This window comes from Arenicella sp. 4NH20-0111, from assembly GCF_040366405.1.
In the GTDB taxonomy this organism is placed as follows: Bacteria; Pseudomonadota; Gammaproteobacteria; order Arenicellales; family Arenicellaceae; genus Arenicella.
The window spans coordinates 102,815-124,568 of the sequence record NZ_BAABWF010000007.1 but is presented as its reverse complement, the minus strand read 5'-3'; the positions used below and the strand labels follow the sequence as shown (position 1 = coordinate 124,568).

21 protein-coding genes and 1 other RNA gene are annotated in these 21,754 nt (G+C 46.6%); 12 read left to right on the top strand and 10 right to left on the bottom strand.

Annotated features, from left to right (window positions below; genetic code table 11):
- Nucleotides 1–27: 27 nt before the first annotated feature.
- Nucleotides 28–588: a hypothetical protein gene (locus ABWW54_RS14625; RefSeq protein ID WP_353413242.1), complete on the top strand. Its 561-nt coding sequence runs from the start codon at nucleotides 28–30 to the stop codon at nucleotides 586–588.
- A gap of 62 nt (nucleotides 589–650) precedes the next feature.
- Here ABWW54_RS14625 and ABWW54_RS14620 read toward each other — a convergent pair whose 3' ends face one another.
- The 3 genes from ABWW54_RS14620 to ABWW54_RS14610 are packed head-to-tail and all read right to left on the bottom strand — an operon-like array spanning nucleotide 651 to nucleotide 4,564.
- Complete coding sequence (locus ABWW54_RS14620; RefSeq protein WP_353413241.1) at nucleotides 651–1,847, bottom strand: glycosyltransferase family 4 protein; 1,197 nt, start codon at nucleotides 1,845–1,847, stop codon at nucleotides 651–653.
- On the bottom strand, nucleotides 1,844–3,526 hold the full coding sequence (locus tag ABWW54_RS14615; protein WP_353413239.1) for a glycerol-3-phosphate dehydrogenase/oxidase: 1,683 nt from the start codon (nucleotides 3,524–3,526) through the stop codon (nucleotides 1,844–1,846). Before ABWW54_RS14615 ends, ABWW54_RS14620 begins: the two co-directional genes overlap by 4 nt.
- Nucleotides 3,527–3,571: 45 nt before the next feature.
- Nucleotides 3,572–4,564 carry an NAD-dependent epimerase/dehydratase family protein gene (locus ABWW54_RS14610; protein ID WP_353413237.1) on the bottom strand — a complete coding sequence of 331 codons (993 nt, stop codon included), beginning with the start codon at nucleotides 4,562–4,564 and terminating at the stop codon, nucleotides 3,572–3,574.
- 187 nt (nucleotides 4,565–4,751) lie between these two features.
- Between ABWW54_RS14610 and ABWW54_RS14605 the strand changes: the two genes are divergently transcribed.
- Together ABWW54_RS14605 and ABWW54_RS14600 are read left to right on the top strand one after the other, a co-directional pair.
- Nucleotides 4,752–5,513, top strand: coding sequence for an acyltransferase (locus ABWW54_RS14605; RefSeq protein ID WP_353413235.1), 762 nt, complete (start codon nucleotides 4,752–4,754; stop codon nucleotides 5,511–5,513).
- A gap of 166 nt (nucleotides 5,514–5,679) precedes the next feature.
- Nucleotides 5,680–7,800 carry a lysylphosphatidylglycerol synthase domain-containing protein gene (locus tag ABWW54_RS14600; RefSeq protein WP_353413233.1) on the top strand — a complete coding sequence of 707 codons (2,121 nt, stop codon included), beginning with the start codon at nucleotides 5,680–5,682 and terminating at the stop codon, nucleotides 7,798–7,800.
- Nucleotides 7,801–8,020: 220 nt separating this feature from the next.
- Here ABWW54_RS14600 and ABWW54_RS14595 read toward each other — a convergent pair whose 3' ends face one another.
- Complete coding sequence (locus ABWW54_RS14595) at nucleotides 8,021–8,329, bottom strand: hypothetical protein (RefSeq protein WP_353413231.1); 309 nt, start codon at nucleotides 8,327–8,329, stop codon at nucleotides 8,021–8,023.
- A 387-nt stretch (nucleotides 8,330–8,716) separates the two neighbouring features.
- Between ABWW54_RS14595 and ABWW54_RS14590 the strand changes: the two genes are divergently transcribed.
- From ABWW54_RS14590 to ABWW54_RS14570, 5 genes are read left to right on the top strand one after another with little or no spacing between them, the layout of a single operon-like run.
- A complete protein-coding gene (locus tag ABWW54_RS14590) occupies nucleotides 8,717–10,648 on the top strand; it encodes an ATP-binding protein (RefSeq protein WP_353413229.1) in 1,932 nt (643 codons plus the stop codon).
- Between the two features lie 42 nt (nucleotides 10,649–10,690).
- Complete coding sequence (locus ABWW54_RS14585) at nucleotides 10,691–11,056, top strand: response regulator (RefSeq protein WP_353413227.1); 366 nt, start codon at nucleotides 10,691–10,693, stop codon at nucleotides 11,054–11,056.
- Nucleotides 11,056–11,508, top strand: coding sequence for a chemotaxis protein CheX (locus tag ABWW54_RS14580; RefSeq protein WP_353413225.1), 453 nt, complete (start codon nucleotides 11,056–11,058; stop codon nucleotides 11,506–11,508). The genes ABWW54_RS14585 and ABWW54_RS14580 overlap by 1 nt, the downstream gene beginning before the upstream one ends.
- 2 nt (nucleotides 11,509–11,510) lie before the next feature.
- Nucleotides 11,511–12,806 carry an ammonium transporter gene (locus ABWW54_RS14575; protein WP_353413223.1) on the top strand — a complete coding sequence of 432 codons (1,296 nt, stop codon included), beginning with the start codon at nucleotides 11,511–11,513 and terminating at the stop codon, nucleotides 12,804–12,806.
- 5 nt (nucleotides 12,807–12,811) lie between these two features.
- A complete protein-coding gene (locus ABWW54_RS14570; protein WP_353413221.1) occupies nucleotides 12,812–13,474 on the top strand; it encodes a hypothetical protein in 663 nt (220 codons plus the stop codon).
- A 55-nt stretch (nucleotides 13,475–13,529) separates the two neighbouring features.
- On the opposite strand, the gene ABWW54_RS14565 is transcribed toward ABWW54_RS14570, so the two are convergent.
- From ABWW54_RS14565 to ABWW54_RS14545, 5 genes are all read right to left on the bottom strand, one after another.
- Nucleotides 13,530–14,765 (bottom strand): TCR/Tet family MFS transporter, encoded by a 1,236-nt coding sequence (locus ABWW54_RS14565; RefSeq protein ID WP_353413219.1) that lies wholly within the window; start codon nucleotides 14,763–14,765, stop codon nucleotides 13,530–13,532.
- Between the two features lie 100 nt (nucleotides 14,766–14,865).
- A complete protein-coding gene (locus tag ABWW54_RS14560) occupies nucleotides 14,866–15,357 on the bottom strand; it encodes a peptidylprolyl isomerase (protein WP_353413489.1) in 492 nt (163 codons plus the stop codon).
- Between the two features lie 133 nt (nucleotides 15,358–15,490).
- A complete protein-coding gene (locus ABWW54_RS14555; RefSeq protein ID WP_353413217.1) occupies nucleotides 15,491–16,078 on the bottom strand; it encodes a 5-formyltetrahydrofolate cyclo-ligase in 588 nt (195 codons plus the stop codon).
- 126 nt (nucleotides 16,079–16,204) lie between these two features.
- Nucleotides 16,205–16,402: non-coding RNA, 6S RNA (ssrS, locus tag ABWW54_RS14550), on the bottom strand.
- A 65-nt stretch (nucleotides 16,403–16,467) separates the two neighbouring features.
- Nucleotides 16,468–16,767 carry a cell division protein ZapA gene (locus ABWW54_RS14545; RefSeq protein ID WP_353413215.1) on the bottom strand — a complete coding sequence of 100 codons (300 nt, stop codon included), beginning with the start codon at nucleotides 16,765–16,767 and terminating at the stop codon, nucleotides 16,468–16,470.
- Between the two features lie 393 nt (nucleotides 16,768–17,160).
- On the opposite strand from ABWW54_RS14545, the gene ABWW54_RS14540 reads away from it, so the two are divergent.
- Genes ABWW54_RS14540 through ABWW54_RS14530 form a run of 3 tightly spaced genes read left to right on the top strand, consistent with a single transcriptional unit; the run spans nucleotide 17,161 to nucleotide 20,256 of the window.
- Nucleotides 17,161–17,730 (top strand): UPF0149 family protein, encoded by a 570-nt coding sequence (locus ABWW54_RS14540; RefSeq protein WP_353413213.1) that lies wholly within the window; start codon nucleotides 17,161–17,163, stop codon nucleotides 17,728–17,730.
- 7 nt (nucleotides 17,731–17,737) lie between these two features.
- Nucleotides 17,738–19,042, top strand: coding sequence for an aminopeptidase P N-terminal domain-containing protein (locus ABWW54_RS14535; RefSeq protein WP_353413488.1), 1,305 nt, complete (start codon nucleotides 17,738–17,740; stop codon nucleotides 19,040–19,042).
- An 11-nt stretch (nucleotides 19,043–19,053) separates the two neighbouring features.
- On the top strand, nucleotides 19,054–20,256 hold the full coding sequence (locus tag ABWW54_RS14530; RefSeq protein WP_353413211.1) for an FAD-dependent monooxygenase: 1,203 nt from the start codon (nucleotides 19,054–19,056) through the stop codon (nucleotides 20,254–20,256).
- On the opposite strand, the gene ABWW54_RS14525 is transcribed toward ABWW54_RS14530, so the two are convergent.
- Nucleotides 20,248–21,126, bottom strand: coding sequence for a substrate-binding domain-containing protein (locus ABWW54_RS14525; protein WP_353413209.1), 879 nt, complete (start codon nucleotides 21,124–21,126; stop codon nucleotides 20,248–20,250). The genes ABWW54_RS14530 and ABWW54_RS14525 overlap by 9 nt on opposite strands.
- Nucleotides 21,127–21,339: 213 nt before the next feature.
- Here ABWW54_RS14525 and fur point away from each other — a divergent pair, with 213 nt between their 5' ends.
- The gene (fur, locus tag ABWW54_RS14520; protein ID WP_353413207.1) at nucleotides 21,340–21,753 is read left to right on the top strand and encodes a ferric iron uptake transcriptional regulator; all 414 of its coding nucleotides are present in this window, start codon (nucleotides 21,340–21,342) and stop codon (nucleotides 21,751–21,753) included.
- The last annotated feature ends 1 nt before the right edge of the window (nucleotide 21,754 follow it).

Genomic DNA, 21,754 nt, shown 5'->3' with positions numbered 1-21,754 from the left:
ACTTATTAAGACTGTAAGGAGATGCTTATGATGGTTTCTGTAACAAGTTTGTGGCTACCAATATTGTTGGCCGGAGTCATGTGTTGGTTTGCGAGTGCGCTTATTCATATGTTGATTAAGTATCATAATTCAGACTACTCAGAATTAGATAATGAGCAAGAAGTCATGCAAGCACTCGGGTCTCGTAGCCCTAAACCAGCACTCTATACGGTTCCCTACTGTGCCGACATGAAGGACATGGGAAGCGAGAGTATGCAGAAAAAGTTCAGTGACGGTCCGGTAGCGATGATTTCTATTCTGCCAAGCGGACTTCCTGCGATGGGTAAGCTGCTCTCTCAGCAAGTGGTGTTTTTTCTTATTGGCTCAGTGATGATCGGCGTACTAGCGTCAATGTCCCTAGTGGCCGATGCTGACTATATGTCGGTTTTTAAACTTGTGTTCTTAGCGTCTTTTTTAACCTATGGGTGGGCTCAAGTACCCTATAGTATTTGGATGGGGCAGCCATGGTCGAATTGTGTTCGATATCTCATCGATGCGTTGATTTATGCTGGCGTTACCGCCGGTGTATTTGCTTGGCTATGGCCTTAAAGAGCGCGATTTCTGTAACCCAGTATTGCTGAGTTAATGGTTGGTTCGGGCGCCGGGAGCCCTTAACTAGGCGTGGAATGATCGGCGTATAACCGTTGGTAAACTCCGTTAAGCTGCAATTCAGTTTGTTTCCATGAATGATTTCGAATGAAGTGAGCTAAGTTGTCTGTGCTTATTTTGCTTAGCTGTTGAGGGTTCTTAATCCAGTCATTGAGTAGCTCATTCATTGCCTCGACAGAGCTAGCTAGTTTTGCCCCGTCCGGGAGAAAACGGCGATTATTCTGGGTGTCGAAAGCGAGAACAGGTAGCCCGTTTGCGAGGTAGTTAAGCATCTTGCCACTGCCTTCTCCGGCTTCATTGAATTTGGGGTCCACGGCGATGTCAGCGATGCCGAGTAAGTCTGGAAGAGACTCAAAGGGAATTTGCCCGGTGAGTGTACACAGGTGGTTAACTTTATGTTCAGCCAAAAAACCATCAAGATTTTCCGTTGGGTAGCCTATTATTAAAAAATAAAGGTCGGTTGATTCTTGATTCTGCAAAATGAGTGCTTTGAGTTCATTGAGGCCTTTGCCATCAAGCAGTGCCCCAGAGTAAACAACGACGGTTTTTGTGCTGGGAATTGACCATTTAGTTTTGAGTTCAGCGATGGCTTTGTCCGGCAAAGGCGCGATTAGGTTTGCGCCGTCTTGGACCAATGAAAGCTTTTGTTTGGATAAATTGAACTCCGATTGAAGTTTGCTTAAAGCATGCTCTGAGGAACAGATGACGGTTTTGGCACACATCATCAAAATGCGTTCAATTAATTTAACCGGACCTTTGAGAAACGAGTATTTTTCGAACGTCCCATGCGTCTCAAGTTCTCCGTATAAGCTGCCTTGCATATCAGCGACCAACGGAGTGCGGCGCCAAAATAAAATGCCTTTTGCAATTAATCCGATCATCAGTCCTTCGTGCAGGTGCGCGTGGATTACGTCGGGTTTTGTTCGAAGGCATTCTCTTACTACGAGCCAAAGAAGTTTCCAATCGGCCCACAACTTAAACTTGCTCGGGCCCGCTTCGGTTTGCGTATAGTTCTTGATCTGAGATATACGAGATGTGTTAATCCCCTTAATATCGCGACCATGATGATAAGTACAAACTAAGTTGTCGTACTGCAAAGACGTTAAGCAGTTTGCTATCCCTTCGATGCGAATATGACAACCTCTATCCGCAAAAAAAGGGGTCGGAGCAATGTGCAATACTAACCTAGAATGACTCATGCTTGCTGTCCATGGATTGCCTTATCAGTAGACAATAAGCGTTTTACCGACCTTTCTAATTGTTGCTTTCTTTCCTGTTCACTCCACCTCAAAAGCTCAGCCATGGTGTCGGCGATTGGCAAGAGTTCGTCGGCGTGAATCCCCAACAGTCCCAGCGAGGTGCGGCCGTACAAAACATCATCAAGGGTCAATGCTTGCTCATGCGTGATGGCCCACGTGACCTGACCCAGAATATCAGGTTGCGAGGAGCAGATCTTTTGTCGTAACGCAGGTTCAGATTTGATGGTTTCCACAAATTGATCGAATTGACTTCCATAGAGCATAAGTAGGTGGTCAATCAACTCGGTACCCAATTGATCTTGATATTCATTCAGCTTGTTCTGTCGATAGGCAGTGAAGTTTTCGTAGTCTGCGCTACACAATCTGGTTTTGGAGATCTTTTTACTGCCGCCCAATCGACGGTTAATCAACGTCATCGTAAGCGCTGATATTTTACGCCCAGTGGTAAACTTCGCACCTAACGCAGTTATCATGCCAGACACGCCATTGGCCTGTTGATGATCGATAATCTGATATTCCCCCGAACCTTGATAAACCGTGTTTTTGATGTTCTCGGTATGCAAAGGGTATAAGCCTGAATACCCAGAGACGATGTCACTGCGCGTTAGTTTGGCGCTTGGCCAGCCGTCATTGACCGCCTCTAGTAGCTGCTCCACGTGGTCCGCTTGTATGGATATGTCTCCATTGGGTGAATCAATTTCATCATAGCTGGTGCCAATTAGAGAATGACCTCTCCATGGGATAACGAACACATGGCGACCGCCTCGGTCGACTTTAGCATTGCTTTGATGTTTTGTGGTCAATGCAATGGCATGGTCGCATAGTTGTCGAGTCACTATATGTGATCCAACAGCAAAACCGTTAATGCTCGGCGCATGTCGAGCGGATTTTAGCTTCGAGTTAAGGTTGTCAATGAATGGACCGGCTGCGTTGATTACTAATTTGCTAGCAATGGTCAATTTGTTCCCAGTTAGCTGGTCTTTGGCTGCTATACCCGTGATTTCGTCATCCTCACCGGTAAAGCCCTCGGCTGAGACATAATTGAACGTCTGAGCTCCTAGCTCTTGAGCGGATTGAAGTATGGACAACACCATACGTTCGCTGTCTAGCATATGCCGCTCGTAAAAAACCACGGCGCCGGTGTGTTTCTCCTGACTAAGGTCACAGAGTGTGTTGAGCGCGTCAGCCTTGATGGAGTGGATGCTGGGTAAATTTTCTTGTCTTGAGCCAATGAGGCGATTTTCTCCTAAACACAGGAGGCGATAAGCGATCATTCCACAGTTAAGGAAGAACTTTGAACGTTTAAAATCAGGGTAGGTTGGAACCACAAACGGCACTGCTTTTGACAGATGCGGCGCCGCGTACATATATTGCGCCCGCTCGAGCGCTGACTCACGCACTTTATCAAACTGGAATTGTTGTAGGTAGCGAATCCCCCCATGCAGCAATTTAGAGGACGCCGAGGACGTTGATGACGCAAAATCGGCCCGTTCGATTAACGCCGTTTTGTATCCTTGTTGTACACAATGAAGAGATAGCCATGCGCCACTGATACCGCCTCCGATGATAACGACATCAAACTCGGTTTGAGTCAGCTTGCTTATGTCTCGCTGTTGCATATTAGGTGATCAAATTCCAGAATTAACGTGTCTATGTCTTTAGAATCAAAGTAAGTTGTTATCTTCGTACCACTTGATGGTTCGTTTGACGCCTTCGCGTGTACTTATTTTCGGTTCGAACTCAATCAGCGATCGCGCTTTGCTGTTGTCGAAGGCCCTGGATTTAACGAAAAACTCCACCCGTCGGGTATGCAATGGGGGTTCGATGCCGAACGGCTTACAAAGTGCTTCGCATAGCTTGGCTGCCAACATCAAGGGACCGACAGGCGGTGCAAACGTTGGCGCTTTCACTCCCAGTTCTTGAGCGATGGTTGCGCTTAGATCTTTCATTGAACTGTATTCATTTGAACACAATATAAAGCGCTGCCCGATTGCCGCTGGGTGAGTTGCGCATAAGATTATTCCATCCGTGAGATCATCTATATAGGAAAGATGATAGAGGTTTTTTCCGCCACCAAATAGAGGAAAAAAACCGCGTTTAATCTGCTTGAACATCTTCAGTAATCGAAGGTCTCCGGGGCCATAGATCGCACCAGGTCGAAAAATAGAGCCAGTCAGACCGTCGTCCATTGCGGCAGCGAAAAGTTCTTCTCCAGCGAGTTTTGTGCGCTGATAAATATCGCCTGGATTAAATGGCGAATCCTCATTTGAAGGTAATTCTTCAACATCGCCATGAACCCCGATAGTTGAGCAATGTACCGTGCGGCCCACAGAATGCTCAAGGGCGGCATCAATAACGTGTTTAACCCCTTTGATATTCACGTCTTCATAATAAGAGTCCGGGTGTCCGGCCGTTCTATAGACGGCGGCAATGTGGTAAATAATATGGCAGTTTTTAGCGGCTGACATGACGGCCTTGCGGTCAGTGATATCACCGAAAACCAATTCTACTCCCAGTTCCTTTAGCACTGAGACATTGCCTGTTTTACGTACCAATGCAACGACGTGATTGCCTTGCTCAACAAGCTTTTTTGCCAGAGCACCACCCGTGAACCCTGTTGCTCCAGTGACCAATACTCGGTTTTTAACGTCTGCCATGTAATCTTCTTGTTTGGTTGGCTGTTCCGCCTAGTTTGCAGGGCAAACTGGAACATCGATTTTAAAGTCGGGATGTTAACCCATGATGAGTCGTTTTTATACACGTTGTGATTAACAACAAGCGCCACCACATTACCATCTTAATAGGCTAAAATGGGCAAAGACTATTTAATTAGAACCGATCACAATGGCTAAACAAGGCTTGTCAGAGGGAACTCTGCACGAACAGTTAACGGACTCAAGCAAATCCGCATTTAGTAAATACCAAGACCTGGCTTTAGGCAGTAGCAGTGTTTGGTACCTATTTAAGTATGAAATGATAATGTTGCTTTCGTCATGGGTGCCAGGGGCCTTAGGCCTTGTCCTACGCAAGATTCTCTACCCATTTATTCTCGGTTCGGTGGGTCGCAACGTTGTGTTTGGTCAAGGAGTAGCAATTCGTCATGGAGAGAAAATTATAATTGGCGACAATGTCATTATTGATGATCAAGCCGTGTTGGATGCTAAAGGAGGATCTAACGGCGGTATCGCCATTGGCGACGATACTATTATCAGTCGAAGTGTTGTTCTCTCCTGTAAAAATGGTGATATAACCATTGGCAAACACTGCACAGTAGGGATCAGTACCTTAGTGCATGCCTTAGAAGGCAGTGACGTGAAAATTGGTGACGACGTATTGATTGGCGCATTCTGCTATTTTATAGGCAGTGGCCCCTACGGAACTGACAGCCTGGAATTGCCGTTCAAAGAGCAGGGTATGTTTCCGCAAGGTGGAGTTTCCATCGCTAGTAACGTGTGGTTTGGCAGTCATGTGCAGGTCCTTGATGGCGTTCAGGTTGGGACGGGGTCCATCGTTGGTGCTAGCACGCTCGTCAACAAGAACGTAGGTGACTATGAGGTGGTGGCGGGTGTGCCAATGAAGAAGTTAAAGTCAAGGAAGGATAAGTAGTCTGCTTTCTGGTAAATCATCCTGCTGTGTGTAATGCCCATGTCATGATCTTTCGGTTGTACTTACTTAACTCTCGCTTAGGTTCAGCTTTCATTCATCTCTTTCAGGTAACCTTGGTTCATCCATTTAGCCGACCCGACGTACCTAAAAACAATTATTACACTTTATGTTTAAAAAAATTCTCAAATTAGGCCTGTCGGTTGGGGTCTCATTCGCTATTTTGGCTCTCCTGCTTCAGATGGTTAGTACCGGGGTGGACGACGCCGAGCGGCCCAGTGTCATGGCCGCATTACAAAATACATCATTGGCACTGGTTGCGGCGTATTTGGGCTTGTATTTAATAACATTGATTATTCGAGCTTACCGCTATCGTTTATTGATACAGCTCAGCGGTGAGACGAACGTACCCACAGTACGTCAGATGTGGTTGGTCACGGGTATCAGAAACATGGTGGTTGATTTGTTGCCGGCGCGCTTGGGTGAGTTGGGGTACGTCGCCTTGCTCAATCGTGGGTATGGGGTGCGACTTGAACACTGCGTCAGTTCATTGGCCATCAGTGTTGCTTTTGATTTCGTTGCCTTGTTAGTTGTGGTGCTTGCCATAGTGACTTCTCAATTTGCAGGTGCTGGGATCCAGGACTGGGCATGGGGAATCATGTTTATGGCTGTGATCGTCTCAGTACTCGCCATCATGGGCTTGTTCACAATCGCACCTTGGTTTACAGGTCAAATGAACCGGTTGTTTTCGTCCAAGTGGCGGCCTGACACCAGAATGGGGCAAGCTCTAGAATTGCTCAATAAGTTTTCCACCAGCTTGGTGCAGGTACGTGATTCTGGCCAAACGCTCAAAGTGCTCGGCGTATCAGTGATTATTCGAGCGTTAAAGTACTTAGGATTCTATCTATTGTTTACCGCCGTTGCCGTGCCTTCCTTTGAGAGTTTGGCGTCTCTGCCAACCGGGCATGTAATTGGCGCATTAATTGGTGGGGAGGTCGGGGCCAGCTTGCCTGTGCCTACCTTCATGAGTTTTGGGGCATACGAAGCCGGAGGCTTGTTGATCTTTCAGCTGTTAGGCGTTGCGGATCAGGCCGCTGCTGCGGTTACTCTTTTATGCGTTCACATTTGGAGTCAAGTTATGGAGTATACGATTGGGGGACTTTTGTTGGCCCTGTTTATCTGGATTAATCGCCGAGGCAAACGGTCTGAATTGCTTGCAACCGCGACGGGCTCACCTGCTCGTGCAAAGGCCATCGCGTTTGTGTCTTTTATCGGTGCAGGTTCAGTGTTAGCGCTGGGGTCTGGTTTCTTAGCCTATCAATTGTGGGCGGCGAGCAAACTTGGTTCATTAAGTGCTCCTCAAGCTGGAGGAGTCGCGGACAATGTCGAACAATGGCGGGAGCTGTCTAAGGGCCATGTAAGTAGTCTCGATGGTTTTGTTGTATTCAGTTCTAATCGTGATGGCAATCATGATATTTTTAGACTCGATTTGGCGTCGTTTGAGCTCGATAAGCTGACTACCCACGCACATACCGAAACCTACCCAAGAATTTCCCCTAATGGTGAGCGCCTGGTATTTGCTCGAGCCCATCAAGAGTGGGTGTCGCAACGTAATACCGTTGCATGGGATGTTTACATGCTAAATCTTGATACGATGGAGGAGGTAAAACTGGGTGAAAATGGCACCGCGCCCAGGTGGCTCAATGATAATGAAATCACTTATTTACAAGATGGTGTCAAAGTGACCCTAGTTGATGTTGACAGTTTGACGTCAACGGTTGTTTTTGAAGGTGGAGTAGGCAACCCCTTACCTAAAGGTGCTCAATTACAAAACCCGACCTTCAATCCACGTAATTCAAGCACCACCTACACGGCAAGGCAGTCTCATATTGGAACAAATACGGGGCATTGGGGAACCGCCTTAACATCGTCATCCAAGCATCAAGGCGTCATGAATGGGTGTGAGTTGGCCTGGGCCAATAACGGCAGTTACTTATATCAAGTTAACCCTGATGCTGACACCCTTCGAATAATGAAGCTGAACGCAAACACGTTGGCGTCAGAAACAATGATCGATTTAGCCGGTGAGTTTAGTCACGAGTATTGGCCCAAAGAGTCATCAAATGGAGATTATTTTGTGTTTGGAGCAAGTCGAGGAAAGAAGGATCATGAGCACGATACTAAAGATTACGAGATATTTTTGTGGAAGGTGGGCTCAGACTCATCAAAGGCAACCAGACTGACGTTTCATACCGGGAACGATAATTGGCCAGATGTTCACATTCGATAAGTGATGGTTAGAATAAATTGAAAATTCACCCATTTGGGGGAGGCGCTGTAAAGCGCTAATGCCGTATAGTTAACTCACCTCGTAAGAGGATTGAGTCAAAAAGAGGGAAACATTCTTAGGTGAGTGTCCCCCCAAGGATGGGGACCACTCTCAATCGTGTTACGTAACGTGGTTCTGTCTGTAGCTGCTTACCGATCCAGACTTAAGTCACGCTATAGAGCTACAGAATTTTAGTCCAACCTTTGAACTTATCGCCCATTCCTCTTAAAAATCCCGTGGCCTGATTTTTGGTTTCAGTCGACTGTTCAGGATACATTTCTTGAAGTAAGCGGACGTAGATCGTTCTCAATCGCCTATCGTGAGATTGATGCGCAATGATTGATACTTTCTTTAGAATATCGTCGTCTTGAAGGTGAATGTCGCGATCGCCATTTTGGCGAGCAATGCGGACAAACCTCGCTATCAAATTTAAAGATACTGCATCAAGAGGCACTCCTTTCCTCTCAGCAAAGCCATGTTTTAAGCTCATGCTACTTACCCCTGACTGTATTGACCCAACCCCATATTGGACGATAAATCTTCGGGTTGCCAGTCACTAATAGCTAATAATTAACTAATATTAGTCATACATTTTGAAAAACTGTTAATTTACAGTGATTTAGCCCTATAATGTCACCATGGTTACAATTGTTTGGGGGTAGCCATACTATTTTAAAAGGCAGTTGCCGAACGCTTCGTCTGATAAACGACGTGGTAACTGAGTTTCATAAAAATTTTGATTGCAGATTGGTGGCGGCCTTAAATTGATGTCGACACCCATCTGGGCATATTGGCAGTGTGGTTGATAGTCACATTGCTTTGGATAGGAATGGCGTGCGTGGGCAAAAAATAAGCGCGTCAAAACCAAGGGGATTATATGAATTTGGGCGAATTAGCTCGCTACAAGGGTGTGCTTGTGGCGACGTTTGTTTTAGTGTTGCTTGTTGTGCTGTCGGCATTGGTCAGCAGTGGTCTGCAAAGTAAAGCAAGAACTTCCACTGCGATTCTGGAGCGCGTCACGGCCTTGGAGTGGTTATCTCCAGCCGATCAAGGATTAACCTCGACCACCAGTGTTGATGAGTGGGAAAAAAAGTTTCAACCAGCCGAATTGAGTTGGTTGAACAGCGTGGCCGCTTCTCCGTTGGCTAATTTAAAGTCCGCTATCACCGCTGGTGATAATGAGGCGTATTCAAAGGCGCTCGCTGAGCTGACAGGCCTCGTCGCTAACGAAGATAACAAGCGCAATCGGTTGCTCAAAATCGCGCCTATCGCCGTTAGTTTGATTGCTGGAATGATATTTTTGCTGGCGGTAATACCTCAGTTGCTTCGATTGAGCAAAGATAAAGAAGTGCAGGTCGAATCCAATCAGCAAGCGGAAAATATTCTTAACACCGTGTCTGAAGGTTTATTTCTACTGGATAAAGAAGGGCAGATTGGCGTTGAGCAATCCAAGTCTCTTAAGCAGATGTTTCGCATGGAGCGAGATTTAGAGGGCGGCTTTTTAGATTTTATTGGGCAGTACGTGCCTGATTCTTCTGTGTCAGTGGCGAAGGATTACCTTGATCTTCTTTATGGTGACCGAGTGAAAGAAAAGCTCGTCAAGGACCTCAATCCGTTAAATCAAGTCGAAATAACGATTACGCGGCGCGACGGTTCGAATGAGAGTCGTTACCTTGACTTTAAATTTGCGCGCGTGATGGTGGACGGTGAATTGCAACACCTTCTGGGCTCCGTCACCGACGTGACTCGCGAAGTGGTGCTCGAGAAAGAGCTACAGTCCAATAAAGAAGAGCAAGAAGCCCAATTGGATTTGTTGATGAATATCCTTCATCTAGATAAAGACAGTTTGTCACGCTTTTACTCTGAGTCTGAGGCTGCTTTAAACGAAATTAATAACACATTGCAAGAGCGAGGTTCAAGCAGCTCTCAAATTCGCTCTAAGTTAGGTGTCATTGCGGAGCAGGCTCACAGGATTAAGGGGGATGCCGCTGCTCTCAAGTTGCATAATTTTGAGTTTATCGTTCATGAATTTGAAAGTGCCATTGCAGACGTTCAGGCCATGCCAGGAAATGTGACAGGCCGAGACGTGTTACCAGCGGTCACCAAGTTAAAGCTGGTGTTTAAAGAACTCAACTCCATGCAATCGATTGTGACTCGATTTTCGGAGGTTCTCAAAGTCGAACGTAGCGCCGGTTCAGCGCCGACCGCTGAAGGCCCTATTGTGGTAGAGAACACGCAAGCGTCTACAGCTCAGGTCGGATCATCGTTAGAAAATGAACTTGATCAATTGGTCACAACTCTATCGGAGAGAAACAATGTCCGTGTGGTTCTTAAGACCTTCGGTCTGGGTGACGGTGACGTTCCTGAGGAACTTGCCAAGGTCGTGCGTGACGCTTCCATTCAATTATTGCGAAACTGTGTGACGCATGGAGCGAAACCGCCGGAGTACCGATTGGCACAATCCAAGCCTGATTATATGACCGCCGTGGTAAGCCTAACAAAGACTGATGAGGGGCACACGCTGATTGTTCGTGATGACGGTGACGGCTTGGATCAGGAGCGGATCTTGCAAAAGGCGGTTGAGAAAGGCTTATTGAAAGCCATGCCTGAAGGCGAGGTTTCCCAAGCAGGCATCGGAAAGATTATTTTTCATTCGGGTTTCTCAACGAAAGACGACGTTGATTTGGATTCGGGACGTGGAGTGGGGTTGAGTGCGGTTCTGTCAATGGTCAATGACGCTGGCGGTGCAATAGGTCTAGCGCAAGCGAAGAATAAGTATTGCCAATTTTCAGTTCGATTCAATAAATAACTTTAAGGGTCAAGACTGGCGGTCTTGTGGGGATATAGCACTATGAAATTAATGATTGTGGATGACTCGATGGTCATCCGAGAGAAAATTACTCAGATTCTTGAAAACGAAGACTTTGAACTTGTGGGCACCGCTAAAAATGGGGTTGAGGCGGTTGAGCAATATAAAGAACACAAACCTGCGGTGATGACCTTAGACATCACTATGCCGCTAATGGACGGGATAGAAACGATACAAGCGATCATGGACGTAGATGACTCGGTTCGTATTTTGGTGATCTCAGCACTGGCCGACAAGGCAACCTTGATCAACGCGATGAAGTTGGGTGCGTATGGGTTTCTATGTAAGCCGTTTAATGACATTGATTTGGCTGAGGCCTTAGAAGAACTGGTAGAGGATCTAATTTAATGCAATCAGAAGATTTAGCTGTTTTTGTGGACGGCATCGCAAACTACTTCAATTCGACAACAGAACATGAGGCGTCGGTTGGAACGCCGTTTCTAAGTAAAGAGGTTAATAGTTTTATTAGTGATTTTACTGGAATTATCGGTATTTCAGGAAATCGTAAGGGGTCAATTTTCTTTTCGGCCCCTAAGTATATGTTGGTGCATGTGTTGTCTGGCATGGGCCTGATATCGTCTAAAGACGCTAAATTGATGGATCTGGTGGGGGAGATTTGCAATACCGTGTCAGGAAACGCCCGACGTGAGTTTGGTGAAGATTTCAATATATCAGTCCCAATTACAATACAAGGCAAGCCCGAAGAAATGGGCGTGTCTGAGGTCGCCAACATCTATGTAATACCCATTGAGTGGCAGCAACAAAGAGCCAACTTGATTGTGAACCTAGAGGAGAGTTAATCATGAAATCCATCATTGTCTTTCTATTGCTATCTCTCCTGAGTTCATCAGCATTGGCTCAAGATGCTTCCTCGTCATTGGATGCAAGCGCTGTGCGCACAATTTGGTTGGGAATATGTTGTGCGTTAGTGCTATTCATGCAAGTTGGTTTCCTGATGCTGGAAGGGGGCTTGGTTCGCTCTAAAAACACGGTTAATGTGATTCTAAAAAACTTTACGGATGTTGGTTTGGGGTCCGTTGGTTATTGGGTTGTTGGTTTTGGGTTGATGTTTGGCGTTAATCAATCGGGCTTAATAGGGTTGTCAGACTTTATGCCGTCCGCCAGCACGAATGCGGAAACTGTCGATATTCTTTATAACATGGTGTTTGCCGCGACAGCTGCAACCATTTTATCCGGCGCTGTAGCAGAGCGATTTCGCTTTCTGCCTTACGTGCTTGGCGCGTTTTTCATCACGGCTGTTATCTATCCCATTTTTGGCGCTTGGGCTTGGGGCGGTGAAGGAAGTAATTTAGGCTGGTTGCGCGCGCTCGGTTTTTACGACATGGCGGGGGCAACGGTGGTTCACTCCATTGGGGGCTGGGCGGCATTGGGAGCGCTGATTCTAATAGGTCCTCGTCGCGGTCGTTTTGGCCGTAAAGGCGATGTTCACACCATACCGGGTCATAATCTGCCGTACGTTGCGATCGGTGGCTTTTTTCTCTGGTTTGGTTGGTTTGGATTCAACGGTGGTGCGGTGAATGAAGATATGTCGAACTTAGGAAAAATCCTCATCAACACGCACATGGGATCGATTGGTGGAATATGTGGTTCACTGTTCTGGTTGGCCATCAATAAGAAGGGCTTCCTCATGACATCCATTGTTAATGGTGCGTTGGGTGGTCTGGTTTCCGTTACTGCGGGTGCCGATGTGTTTGGCTTAGGCAGTTCATTGGTTGCTGGCATGATTGGCGGCATCATCGTCGTGGTCTCAGCAAATCTATTGGCCTCCTTTAAAATTGATGATGTAGTGGGTGCTATTCCGGTGCACGGTTTTTGCGGAGCATGGGGCACCTTGGCCGTCGCGTTCTTCTATCAAGGAGACATGTTCAATGTCGAACGGATTGTTGCGCAACTTGTTGGCGTCGTTGCGGCGTTCGTTTGGGGATTGGGCAGTACCATGGCCATTTTCTGGGCTCTGAGTAGAGTCTATTCAATTCGCGTAAATACTCGCGAAGAGCAACGAGGGTTGGACGTAAGCGAGCATAAAGAAATTGGCTACAGTGACTTCATGACAACCCACACACGTGCCGACGTTTAATCGATATGAGTAAATTAAACAGCAAAATTGCCTACACAGCGTTAACCAGAATGACGGCGGACCGAGCCGTCATTAAAGAGGCCTTCCAACATTGGCTTAAGAGCCTTGGAGACAAGCCTTTAGATGTGTTTGAATCGGTTGAATTGATTGAAACCTTCTTAGGGCTGAGTACGGCCGAAAAGAAAATACTGATGGTGAGCATGCACTCTGCTTCTTCGAAATCAGAAGCAGAATTACCCAATGTGCCGGCTTTCATTTTGGATGCCGGGAGTGAAGTGGGGACCGAAGACGATGACCTTGAATTTCAGGCGGTGGATAATAAAGCGCCGCATGTTATTTTATCGGAAGGGTATTTCCATGCCATGGTGACTGGGGTGCAACGTTCTGGGGGCAAGTACTACCAAGAGGTACATGAAATATTGCTTGATGAGGGGCTACCTGAAGCGCCAAGTTCAGTACAAGCGGCGGTAAAACAGGCTAAAGACACGCGGGTTGACCTTCCGCGCGATTTGAATGACGCCGAATGCCAAACATTTTGCCATGAGCTCTATATGTTGGTTTGCGACATTGTAGGGCCCATTGCGGCCGATGACCTGTCTTACAAAGCCATTGCTCAATTATTAGAGACCAATGAAGCCAGCCGATATGACCCGAAAAAGTTAATTTAGTGGTTTTTATTTTGATTACAAAAACGTCAACGCTCAATGGATGTGTTGCGCAGTCTTAGTTGTTTTGATCTAATGGGCGTTGAGTTGGTTCGACCCGAAGTAAGCTAATCAGTGCGATGAACGCGATGCTAGCGGACAGAATGAACGGAGCCCCTGGAAAGAAGACAGGGTTCACAGGATTGGTGTAGTAAAAAAGCGTGGTGTTATAAATCAACGGAGCGATCAGTGCTGCGAGCGCAGCCAAGCTGCCATTAAAACCCTGAAGCTCGCCTTGGCTATCGGCTGGCGTTCTTCGCGACATCATGGCATTCAAACTCGGCATAACCACGCCTTGCAAGCCCACGATCAGGCAAAACCCTAATGCAAAATTGGCACTCTCAATGAGCGCATAGCAAAGCATGGCGGCGGTTGCAAAGGCCAATCCAAACGCCGCCGTGACTCTTTCTCCAAACTTAGCGACCACACGTCCGATCACCAAGGCTTGCACCAACGCCATCGACAGCCCTACGAGCGCTAGAGAGAAACCAACCATGCGTGTACTCCATTCATACTTTATCTGAGCGAAATAGGACCAGCTAACAGGGTATATATTGGTTGATGTAACCCAAATAAAGTAAATAAAAGCGATGCCAACGACGCCACTCAATTTATTTAAACTCATAAACGCGCCAATTGGGTTGGCACGTTTTAATGAGAATTCCCTACGTTTGCTTTTGTCCATGGTTTCGGGAAAGGCGAAATAACCATAGATAAACGCGACACCAGCAATTGCAGCGGCGACAAAAAAGGGTACCCTAGTACCAAACTCGCCCAGGAGTCCACCTAGCGCGGGGCCCACAATAAAGCCAATTCCAAAGGCAGCCCCCACCATTCCAAAGCTTTTGGCTCGTTCTTCTTCACTGGAAATATCAGCCATTGTGGCGTTAGCAGGTCCAAAAATAGCTCCTAATCCGCCGGCTATCGAGCGGCCGATAAACAGCCATATTATGCTGGGCGCAAAACCCATGAGGAAAAAATCGATGGTGAAACCGCCCAGAGAAAATAGGAAGACGGGTCGGCGACCGAAGCGGTCACCTAAATTGCCCACAAACGGTCCCAGGAGAAACTGAAACACGGCGTAGGCTGCGGCGATAAAGCCGCCAATTAACGTGGCTTCTGAGAGGCTAACGCCTTCCAGTTCGACGATCAGGTTCGGGAGTACAGGCATGATTATGCCAAACCCAACTGAATAGGCGAATACGGTTAAGAGAACAAAGCGCGTTGCGCTTTTCTTTTGTTTAGCGTCGATCATTCGGCCAGCTTAACACCTTTAGGCAGTGGTATTCATGCAGACATAAAAAAGGCGTTCGGCTTGCGCTGAACGCCTTAAGAATTAAATATGAATGGTTTCTTTATTGAGTTTCTTCAACCGATAGAATCACGACGTCTTCACTTGGTACGTCACCGTACGGGCCGACGTTTCCAGTTTGTACTTTTTCAATCGCATCTACGACGTCTTTGCCGTTGACTACTTCGCCAAATACGGCGTAGCCCCAACCTGCACCAGCCCCGGTGTAGTTAAGGAAATCGTTGTCCTTCGCGTTAATGAAAAACTGTGCCGTGGCAGAATGTGGATCTTGGGTTCTGGCCATCGCTAAGGTGTACTTATTGTTCTTGAGGCCGTTGTCAGCTTCGTTCATCACAGGGGCTTTTGTCGGTTTTTGCGACATGCCAGGTTCGAAGCCACCACCCTGGATCATGAACCCAGGTATTACACGGTGAAAAATCGTGTTGTCATAATGTTTATCTTTGACATAACTCAAAAAGTTTTCGACGGATTTGGGCGCTTTTTCAGCATCAAGAGCGATTTCTATATCGCCAAGGGACGTTTTTAGTAGGACCATATTAGTAGCAGTGATAGTTTGTTTTTTTGTGGCTGGTTTTATCTCTTCGAGCTCTTGCGCGCAAGCGCTGGTAAGCAAGACACAAGAAGAGGCTAGAATGAACAGTAATCTTCGGGCTGTTTGCATAATTAATTCAAATTGATAGGTTGGGTGAAACAGGTATGTATTCACGATCGGTGAGTATAGCATCTAGTTTGATGTCCCACTCGGATGCTTGAATTTTGGTGACTTCTTGAAAGTGATGCGCTAAGCCAACGAGCAGAGGTCTGGTGCTTTGTTGATGAGCGAGGGACTCCAAAGCGCGATCGTAGTAGCCTGACCCCATGCCAATTCTATTGCCAGTTCGGTCAAATGCGACTAGGGGGAGCAATATTAAGTCGAGCTTATTGCTTGCGATGGGTTGCCCCAGCCTCCGTGGCTCTTTTATTCCAAAGCGATTGATTATCACATTCCTGTGAGCGGGGTAAAAATGCATGGAGCAGGATCGAGAGCACGTGATTGTGGGTAGATATAGTTCGGTAAACGTCAGGCTTTCGAGCAAGTATTTTGGTGACAATTCTCCATCAAACTCAGCGTAGCTCGCAACGTTAGAGAGGTTCCACACTTGACGGCATTGCCTGATCGATCGAACAACATCATTCGCGGCGGCGTGAAGCTCAGCACTACCCAATGATCGCCTTTGTTGGCGCATGTGTTGTCTTATGACGTGTTTTGAATGCATGGTGATCAGCGCTTTGTGATGTTCATCTTAGCTGGCAATTGGTTCGACACCGTGGTTCTACCCTGTGCACACTAGGCTGATCAGCACAATCACGAATATGGCACGATGAGCGGGTGATACGGAAGAGCGTTACCCATAAGTGCCGTAAACCCTTGGTGCCTTGAACCGGTGGTTCAAGTGGGAGTCTACAAGCAGCATCAGGCGCGTGGATGGGATGTGCGAACACACCCTGATCTAAACGCACAACAGCTAAGTGGTCTAACCCCCGATAATAAAGACTAGGTTCTAAGGGATTTGAAGTGTCTACAAACACCACAGGCAACGCCAGAGTTGGATTATATCAAGTAGAGAGCTAAGTGGGGGTGAATTTAGCGTAATTTGATCGAAGGCTAAATACCTTCTGCTTCTTTTAGCGCGGAATCGATTCGTTCTTGTAGGGAGTTTAGCTTTTCCTGGACATGCTCTTGGCCTTTAGTGGCTTTTTGGAGTTTGAGCAGGTCATTAGAAATATTGAGTGCCGCCATAATGGCGACTCTTTCAGTACCAATTATTTTCCCAGTCTTTTGGATATCTTTCATATTGGTATCAAGATAGCTTGCTGCTTCTAGCAGTGACTCCTGTTCTTCGGGTGGGCATGCCACTGAGAAATCACGGCCTAATATCGAAATGTTGACGCCTTTGGCTGACATATTCTTATTATTTTCCTAATCGTATTTTATTGATCTTCAAGCGTACGTAACTTGTCTACTATGCGTTCTAGCCTTGAGCAAGCTATCCTGTTTTTTTCTTTGAGATTTGTTTTTTCTTCAAGCAGCGAATTTTGTTCGCTCTTCAATATTCTGTTTTCGCTACTCAAGCGTCGACATTCATTGATCAAAGTCTCAACTCGTTGTTCTAGACCTAATATATTGGCGTCCATGTGCAAACCCCTGCAGAGCATGACAACTATTGTTTTATTAAAACGCTAATAGTAGGCGCGCCGTCGGGCGAGGTCAATATGTCTGCAAGCGTCAATGCTCTAGAACACTGTTAAATCGCGTTATTTGAGTTAGAATCATCAAAATTTTTATTGTGTATGAATTATGACTAATACCGTTGACCGTTTTACAGCGATCGAAGCCACGATCGCACTTGCTGGATTAGAGATTAGTCCGAGTGAACTGCATGGAACTGTGATAGGCGCCATTGCCAATCATTTGAAGACAGGCATGAGCCCTGATTTATTGAAGTTGGTTGAGCCCAGTGCGGATGCCAATGATGGGCGTTTTAGCCAGCTTTCATCGATGTTGTACGAGATGTACCGTGAATACAGCGAATTATTGTTTAATGGCGGAGAAGGTTTTGAGCTCGTTCTACCCGACGACGACGAGCCGATTGGTATTCAAGTTGAGGGGATAGCGACCTGGACAAAGGGGTTCTTGTTGGGGCTGTTGTATAATGATCTATTCAGTATTGACCAAATTCCTGAAAGTGGTGCTGAAATCGCGCGCGACATGATTGAAATATCTGAGGCGGGCGCCGGTGAAGACACCGAGACAGAAGAAGAATGGGCACTTGCAGAACTTCAAGAGTATGTGAAGGTGGGGTCACAATTAATTTTCGAATTTATCTACTCCGAGCGATCAAAAGACGCGCCCGAAACCACACAGTAAAATTATGATGAATAAAGAGGTCTACGCACGTCGTCGCGCTGAGTTGGTCAATCAAGTGGGCTCGGATGACATCGTTATTGTGCCAACCTCCCCGGAGCGAGCGCGTAACGGGGATGTGATCTATCAGTTTCGCCCCGACAGTGATTTTCATTACTTGTGTGGGTTCAGTGAACCTGATGCGGTATTGGTGATTAGTCCAGGTCGCATTCAGGGTGAAGTTGTTTTGTTCTGCCGCGAAAAAGATGCTTTTCGCGAAATGTGGGATGGACGTCGTGTTGGCCTGCAAGGCGCCATTGATGATTACGGCGTAGACGACGCTTTTCCATTTGAGGACATGAATGAGATCCTCCCGAGCATGATGGAGGAGAAAGCGAAGGTTTTCACAACGGTGGGGCGGTATCCTGATTTCGACTCTCAGCTTCTGGCATGGATGAATCAGATTAAGTTAGATGCCAGTCGCGGAAAGCATGCGCCGTATGAGTTTGTTGATTTGAACCACATATTGCATGAGCAGCGACTATTCAAAAGGCCCGATGAAATTGCTAGGATGCGAAAGGCGGGTCGAATGTCAGCCGCGGGCCACCAACGAGCGATGGAAGTCTGCCGCCCAAATTTGTATGAGTATCAAGTTCAGGCCGAAATGGAATGTGAGTTTCGAAAAGCGGGCAGTCATTATAATGCTTACCCTTCAATTGTCGCGGGCGGTCAAAACGCCTGCATTTTACATTACGTTGAAAATGACTGCCTTTTGAAAAACGGTGACTTACTGTTAATTGACGCTGGCGCCGAGTACGAATGCTATGCCGCCGACATCAGTCGTACGTTTCCGGTCAATGGAAAGTTTAGCCCAGAACAAAGGGCGCTTTACGACATCGTGTTGGAAGCGCAAGATGCCGCATTCCAAAAATGCGGCCCGGGTCATACATGGAATGAGCCGCATGACGCCGCGGTGGAGAAAATTTCTCAAGGGCTGTTGGATGAAGGGTTGTTAAGTGGGACCCTTGAGCAGATATTGGAAACCAGCTCATATACAAAGTTCTATATGCATCGGACAGGTCATTGGCTTGGCATGGATGTGCATGATGTCGGTGATTATCAAGTTGAAGACGCGTGGAGAGAGCTCGAACCAGGCATGGTGTTTACAGTTGAGCCGGGAATCTACGTAAACCCGTCGAGTGGGGTGGATGAAAAGTGGCACAATATTGGTATTCGTGTGGAGGATAATGTGCTTGTCACTAGAACTGGGTTTGAAAATTTAACGGCGGCAGCGCCGAAAACGGTCGAAGAGATTGAATCCGTGATGGCCGCGTAGTTTGGATAGTGATGGTTGAGAACTACGACATTGTCATTGTTGGTGCTGGTTTAATTGGTGCCTCGCTGGCTCTTGATTTGGCGCAACGAAGCTCACTTAAGATTGGGGTATTCGAGCGAGGGGCACCGCTTGAAATAAGTGATGGTGTCGAAGCGAGTAATCAGCGCGTGGTGGCCCTAGGCAGGCCTGCAATTAGTGTGCTGAAAAGAGTGGGTGTTTTTGATCTTCTGACACCGAATCAAGCTTACCCTTATCACCAGATGACGGTGTGGGATGAAAACTCAAATGGGGAGCTGAGCTTTAATGCCGACAGTATTGGCCAAACTGAATTGGGCTATATGGTTGATGCTCTAGCCTGCACGAAAGCACTTCAAACGAATATTTTGGCTGGTTTGCACGACAATCTGTCGTTTTCTTTTGGGGCTGATTTGCAGGGTATGGCGTTATCTCAAAACGGAGCTGAAGTCATATTAGCGGATGAAAGTATAAAAGCCAGAGTAGTCATCGGTGCGGATGGGGCGAATTCGTGGGTTCGGCGCCAAGCAAAAATATTTGCCAATCGTTTGGACTACAAACAGAATGGCGTTGTCGCCAAAATTAAAACCAGTGAAAGCCATCGAGACTGCGCATGGCAGCGTTTTTTATCAACAGGGCCTATTGCGGCGTTGCCTTTAAAAGACAATTTTAGCTCCATTGTCTGGAGTTTGGATAGTGTGTCTGCGAGCGAGGTGGTGAGCCTGTCCGACAGGGAGTTTAAATCGGCCCTGTCGAGCGCGTTTGATTACCGTTTGGGTAACGTGCTTGAAGTCAGTGAGCGTCAAATTTTTCCGTTACTCAGTCAACGTGCTGATTCGTATTCGGCCCCATCGGTCGTGTTAGTCGGAGACGCTGCGCACAGTATTCATCCTCTTGCCGGTCAAGGTGCAAATCTGGGGTTTAAAGATTTAGATTGTCTGTCTGATTTACTTACATCTAGTAAGCGTGGTGATGTTGGCTCGTTAGCGTTGGCATCACACTACGAGCGTAAACGTCGTCGCGACAATGAACAGACCGACTGGTTAATGAGCGCACTTAATGCAACTTTTCAATCTCGTTTGCCTTTATTGTTGGCATTGCGAGGGGTGGGAATGAACGCAATTAATTCTCAGGAATGGTTAATGTCCCTGCTTGCTCAACAGGCGAGTGGAACGCTCAAGGAATCTGAATTAACGTAAATCCGAGTCGTTCCCCCAATAAGTATTGAGCAGCATAAAATCTTGTTGTGAATAGTCATTTGGTTGCACTGGCAATAGATTCTGCCATTTACTGAGCTTTGCCAAATAGGGATTTAGAAGAGAGCTAACCGCACTCGACTTAAGCGCTTTTTTCACCTTTACAATTACCTTTGTATCTACTTCAGGGTGAGCAACAAAAGCGTAGTGTTTGAAAATGACACTTTGTTTTAGCCTAATAAATTCATTGCTGAGTTTTTGGTTCAGTTGCTCGTATGAGAAGTCGTCTATCACAAATGCCGAGCAACTAGAATCCGCATTCTGCATTTCCTGTGGTATTGATGGATACTCATTCGTCAAGGCGTTTAGCTGCCGACGGCCTAATAGACGATTTAGCCAGGCCGTTCCCAAGTTTAATCCAGGCTCACGACATACAACCTTCCCATTAAGATCACTAACCTCAAATACGCTGGTCTTAGCTCTTCGAGAAGCCAGTACGTATTTGAGGGTGCCGTGGAGCTTATACAGAGGGATGAAATTGTGTTTGTTTATCGCCCAGGCAGCAAAATGTGGTTGAGCAAAATATATGCCGATACGACCCTGTCTCAAACCTTGTTGGTAAGGGTGCCAAAAATCAGCATTTTGCACCACAACCTCAGTCACACCTTGTTCTCTAAAGGCGTCATTTAACTTGGTTTGCAAGGTTGGATTCGATGAAGACAAAAAAGGGATGTAGAGGATGACCGTGTCGTCGTTACCAGCTTTGGCATGCGCGTTATTTGCGTTGCTAACGAGCATCGCGCAACCGAGTGCTGTCGCAAAATTTATGTAGGAAAAGTAAGGCTTCAAGGCTCGGTCTCGGTTAGTAGGCATTCGAATGTAATAACTAAGAGGTTAACGGTAGTATGCTAAACGACACGATTGGCACTAAACAATGCTTTATTTGAGTGGATGGGTCTTGAGTTTAGAATAATTTGGCCGCGAGCTTACTATTTTATCGTCAATTTAAAAGTTTAATTGAGCAGAAAACTGATAAACTCCGAATCTGTTAATTTTGAAAACGTAATTAAGCTAGGTGATTAAACCATGTCTACTCCTAAAGATTTAAAACAAGCTGGTCTAAAGACTACGCTGCCGCGATTGCGTATTTTAGGAGTGCTGGAAGGATCTAAAGGGCACTTTACAGCAGAGGAAGTATATAAATCATTGCTGGATGCGGGTGAGGAAATTGCGTTTGCGACGGTTTATCGTGTGTTGACTCAGTTTGAGAATGCTGGCTTGGTTTTACGACATAATTTCGAAGGCGGGCGATCCGTATTTGAGCTCGATGATGGGCATCATCACGATCACATGGTTTGTGTAAAGTGCAATACCGTCACGGAGTTCTACGATGCGGAAATTGAAGAGCGTCAAAATGCGGTAGCGCAAAAATACAATTTCAAGTTAGAGGATCATTCTCTCTATATGTACGGTATTTGTGAAAACTGCCAAAAAGCTTAAA

What these genes read in the sequence shown, in the direction of transcription:
- ABWW54_RS14625 (WP_353413242.1), top strand. Translation starts at nt 28, where the DNA reads ATGATGGTTTCTGTAACAAGTTTGTGGCTACCAATATTGTTGGCCGGA.
- ABWW54_RS14620 (WP_353413241.1), bottom strand. Translation starts at nt 1,847, where the DNA reads ATGAGTCATTCTAGGTTAGTATTGCACATTGCTCCGACCCCTTTTTTT.
- ABWW54_RS14615 (WP_353413239.1), bottom strand. Translation starts at nt 3,526, where the DNA reads ATGCAACAGCGAGACATAAGCAAGCTGACTCAAACCGAGTTTGATGTC.
- ABWW54_RS14610 (WP_353413237.1), bottom strand. Translation starts at nt 4,564, where the DNA reads ATGGCAGACGTTAAAAACCGAGTATTGGTCACTGGAGCAACAGGGTTC.
- ABWW54_RS14605 (WP_353413235.1), top strand. Translation starts at nt 4,752, where the DNA reads ATGGCTAAACAAGGCTTGTCAGAGGGAACTCTGCACGAACAGTTAACG.
- ABWW54_RS14600 (WP_353413233.1), top strand. Translation starts at nt 5,680, where the DNA reads ATGTTTAAAAAAATTCTCAAATTAGGCCTGTCGGTTGGGGTCTCATTC.
- ABWW54_RS14595 (WP_353413231.1), bottom strand. Translation starts at nt 8,329, where the DNA reads ATGAGCTTAAAACATGGCTTTGCTGAGAGGAAAGGAGTGCCTCTTGAT.
- ABWW54_RS14590 (WP_353413229.1), top strand. Translation starts at nt 8,717, where the DNA reads ATGAATTTGGGCGAATTAGCTCGCTACAAGGGTGTGCTTGTGGCGACG.
- ABWW54_RS14585 (WP_353413227.1), top strand. Translation starts at nt 10,691, where the DNA reads ATGAAATTAATGATTGTGGATGACTCGATGGTCATCCGAGAGAAAATT.
- ABWW54_RS14580 (WP_353413225.1), top strand. Translation starts at nt 11,056, where the DNA reads ATGCAATCAGAAGATTTAGCTGTTTTTGTGGACGGCATCGCAAACTAC.
- ABWW54_RS14575 (WP_353413223.1), top strand. Translation starts at nt 11,511, where the DNA reads ATGAAATCCATCATTGTCTTTCTATTGCTATCTCTCCTGAGTTCATCA.
- ABWW54_RS14570 (WP_353413221.1), top strand. Translation starts at nt 12,812, where the DNA reads ATGAGTAAATTAAACAGCAAAATTGCCTACACAGCGTTAACCAGAATG.
- ABWW54_RS14565 (WP_353413219.1), bottom strand. Translation starts at nt 14,765, where the DNA reads ATGATCGACGCTAAACAAAAGAAAAGCGCAACGCGCTTTGTTCTCTTA.
- ABWW54_RS14560 (WP_353413489.1), bottom strand. Translation starts at nt 15,357, where the DNA reads ATGGTCCTACTAAAAACGTCCCTTGGCGATATAGAAATCGCTCTTGAT.
- ABWW54_RS14555 (WP_353413217.1), bottom strand. Translation starts at nt 16,078, where the DNA reads ATGCATTCAAAACACGTCATAAGACAACACATGCGCCAACAAAGGCGA.
- ABWW54_RS14545 (WP_353413215.1), bottom strand. Translation starts at nt 16,767, where the DNA reads ATGTCAGCCAAAGGCGTCAACATTTCGATATTAGGCCGTGATTTCTCA.
- ABWW54_RS14540 (WP_353413213.1), top strand. Translation starts at nt 17,161, where the DNA reads ATGACTAATACCGTTGACCGTTTTACAGCGATCGAAGCCACGATCGCA.
- ABWW54_RS14535 (WP_353413488.1), top strand. Translation starts at nt 17,738, where the DNA reads ATGAATAAAGAGGTCTACGCACGTCGTCGCGCTGAGTTGGTCAATCAA.
- ABWW54_RS14530 (WP_353413211.1), top strand. Translation starts at nt 19,054, where the DNA reads ATGGTTGAGAACTACGACATTGTCATTGTTGGTGCTGGTTTAATTGGT.
- ABWW54_RS14525 (WP_353413209.1), bottom strand. Translation starts at nt 21,126, where the DNA reads ATGCCTACTAACCGAGACCGAGCCTTGAAGCCTTACTTTTCCTACATA.
- fur (WP_353413207.1), top strand. Translation starts at nt 21,340, where the DNA reads ATGTCTACTCCTAAAGATTTAAAACAAGCTGGTCTAAAGACTACGCTG.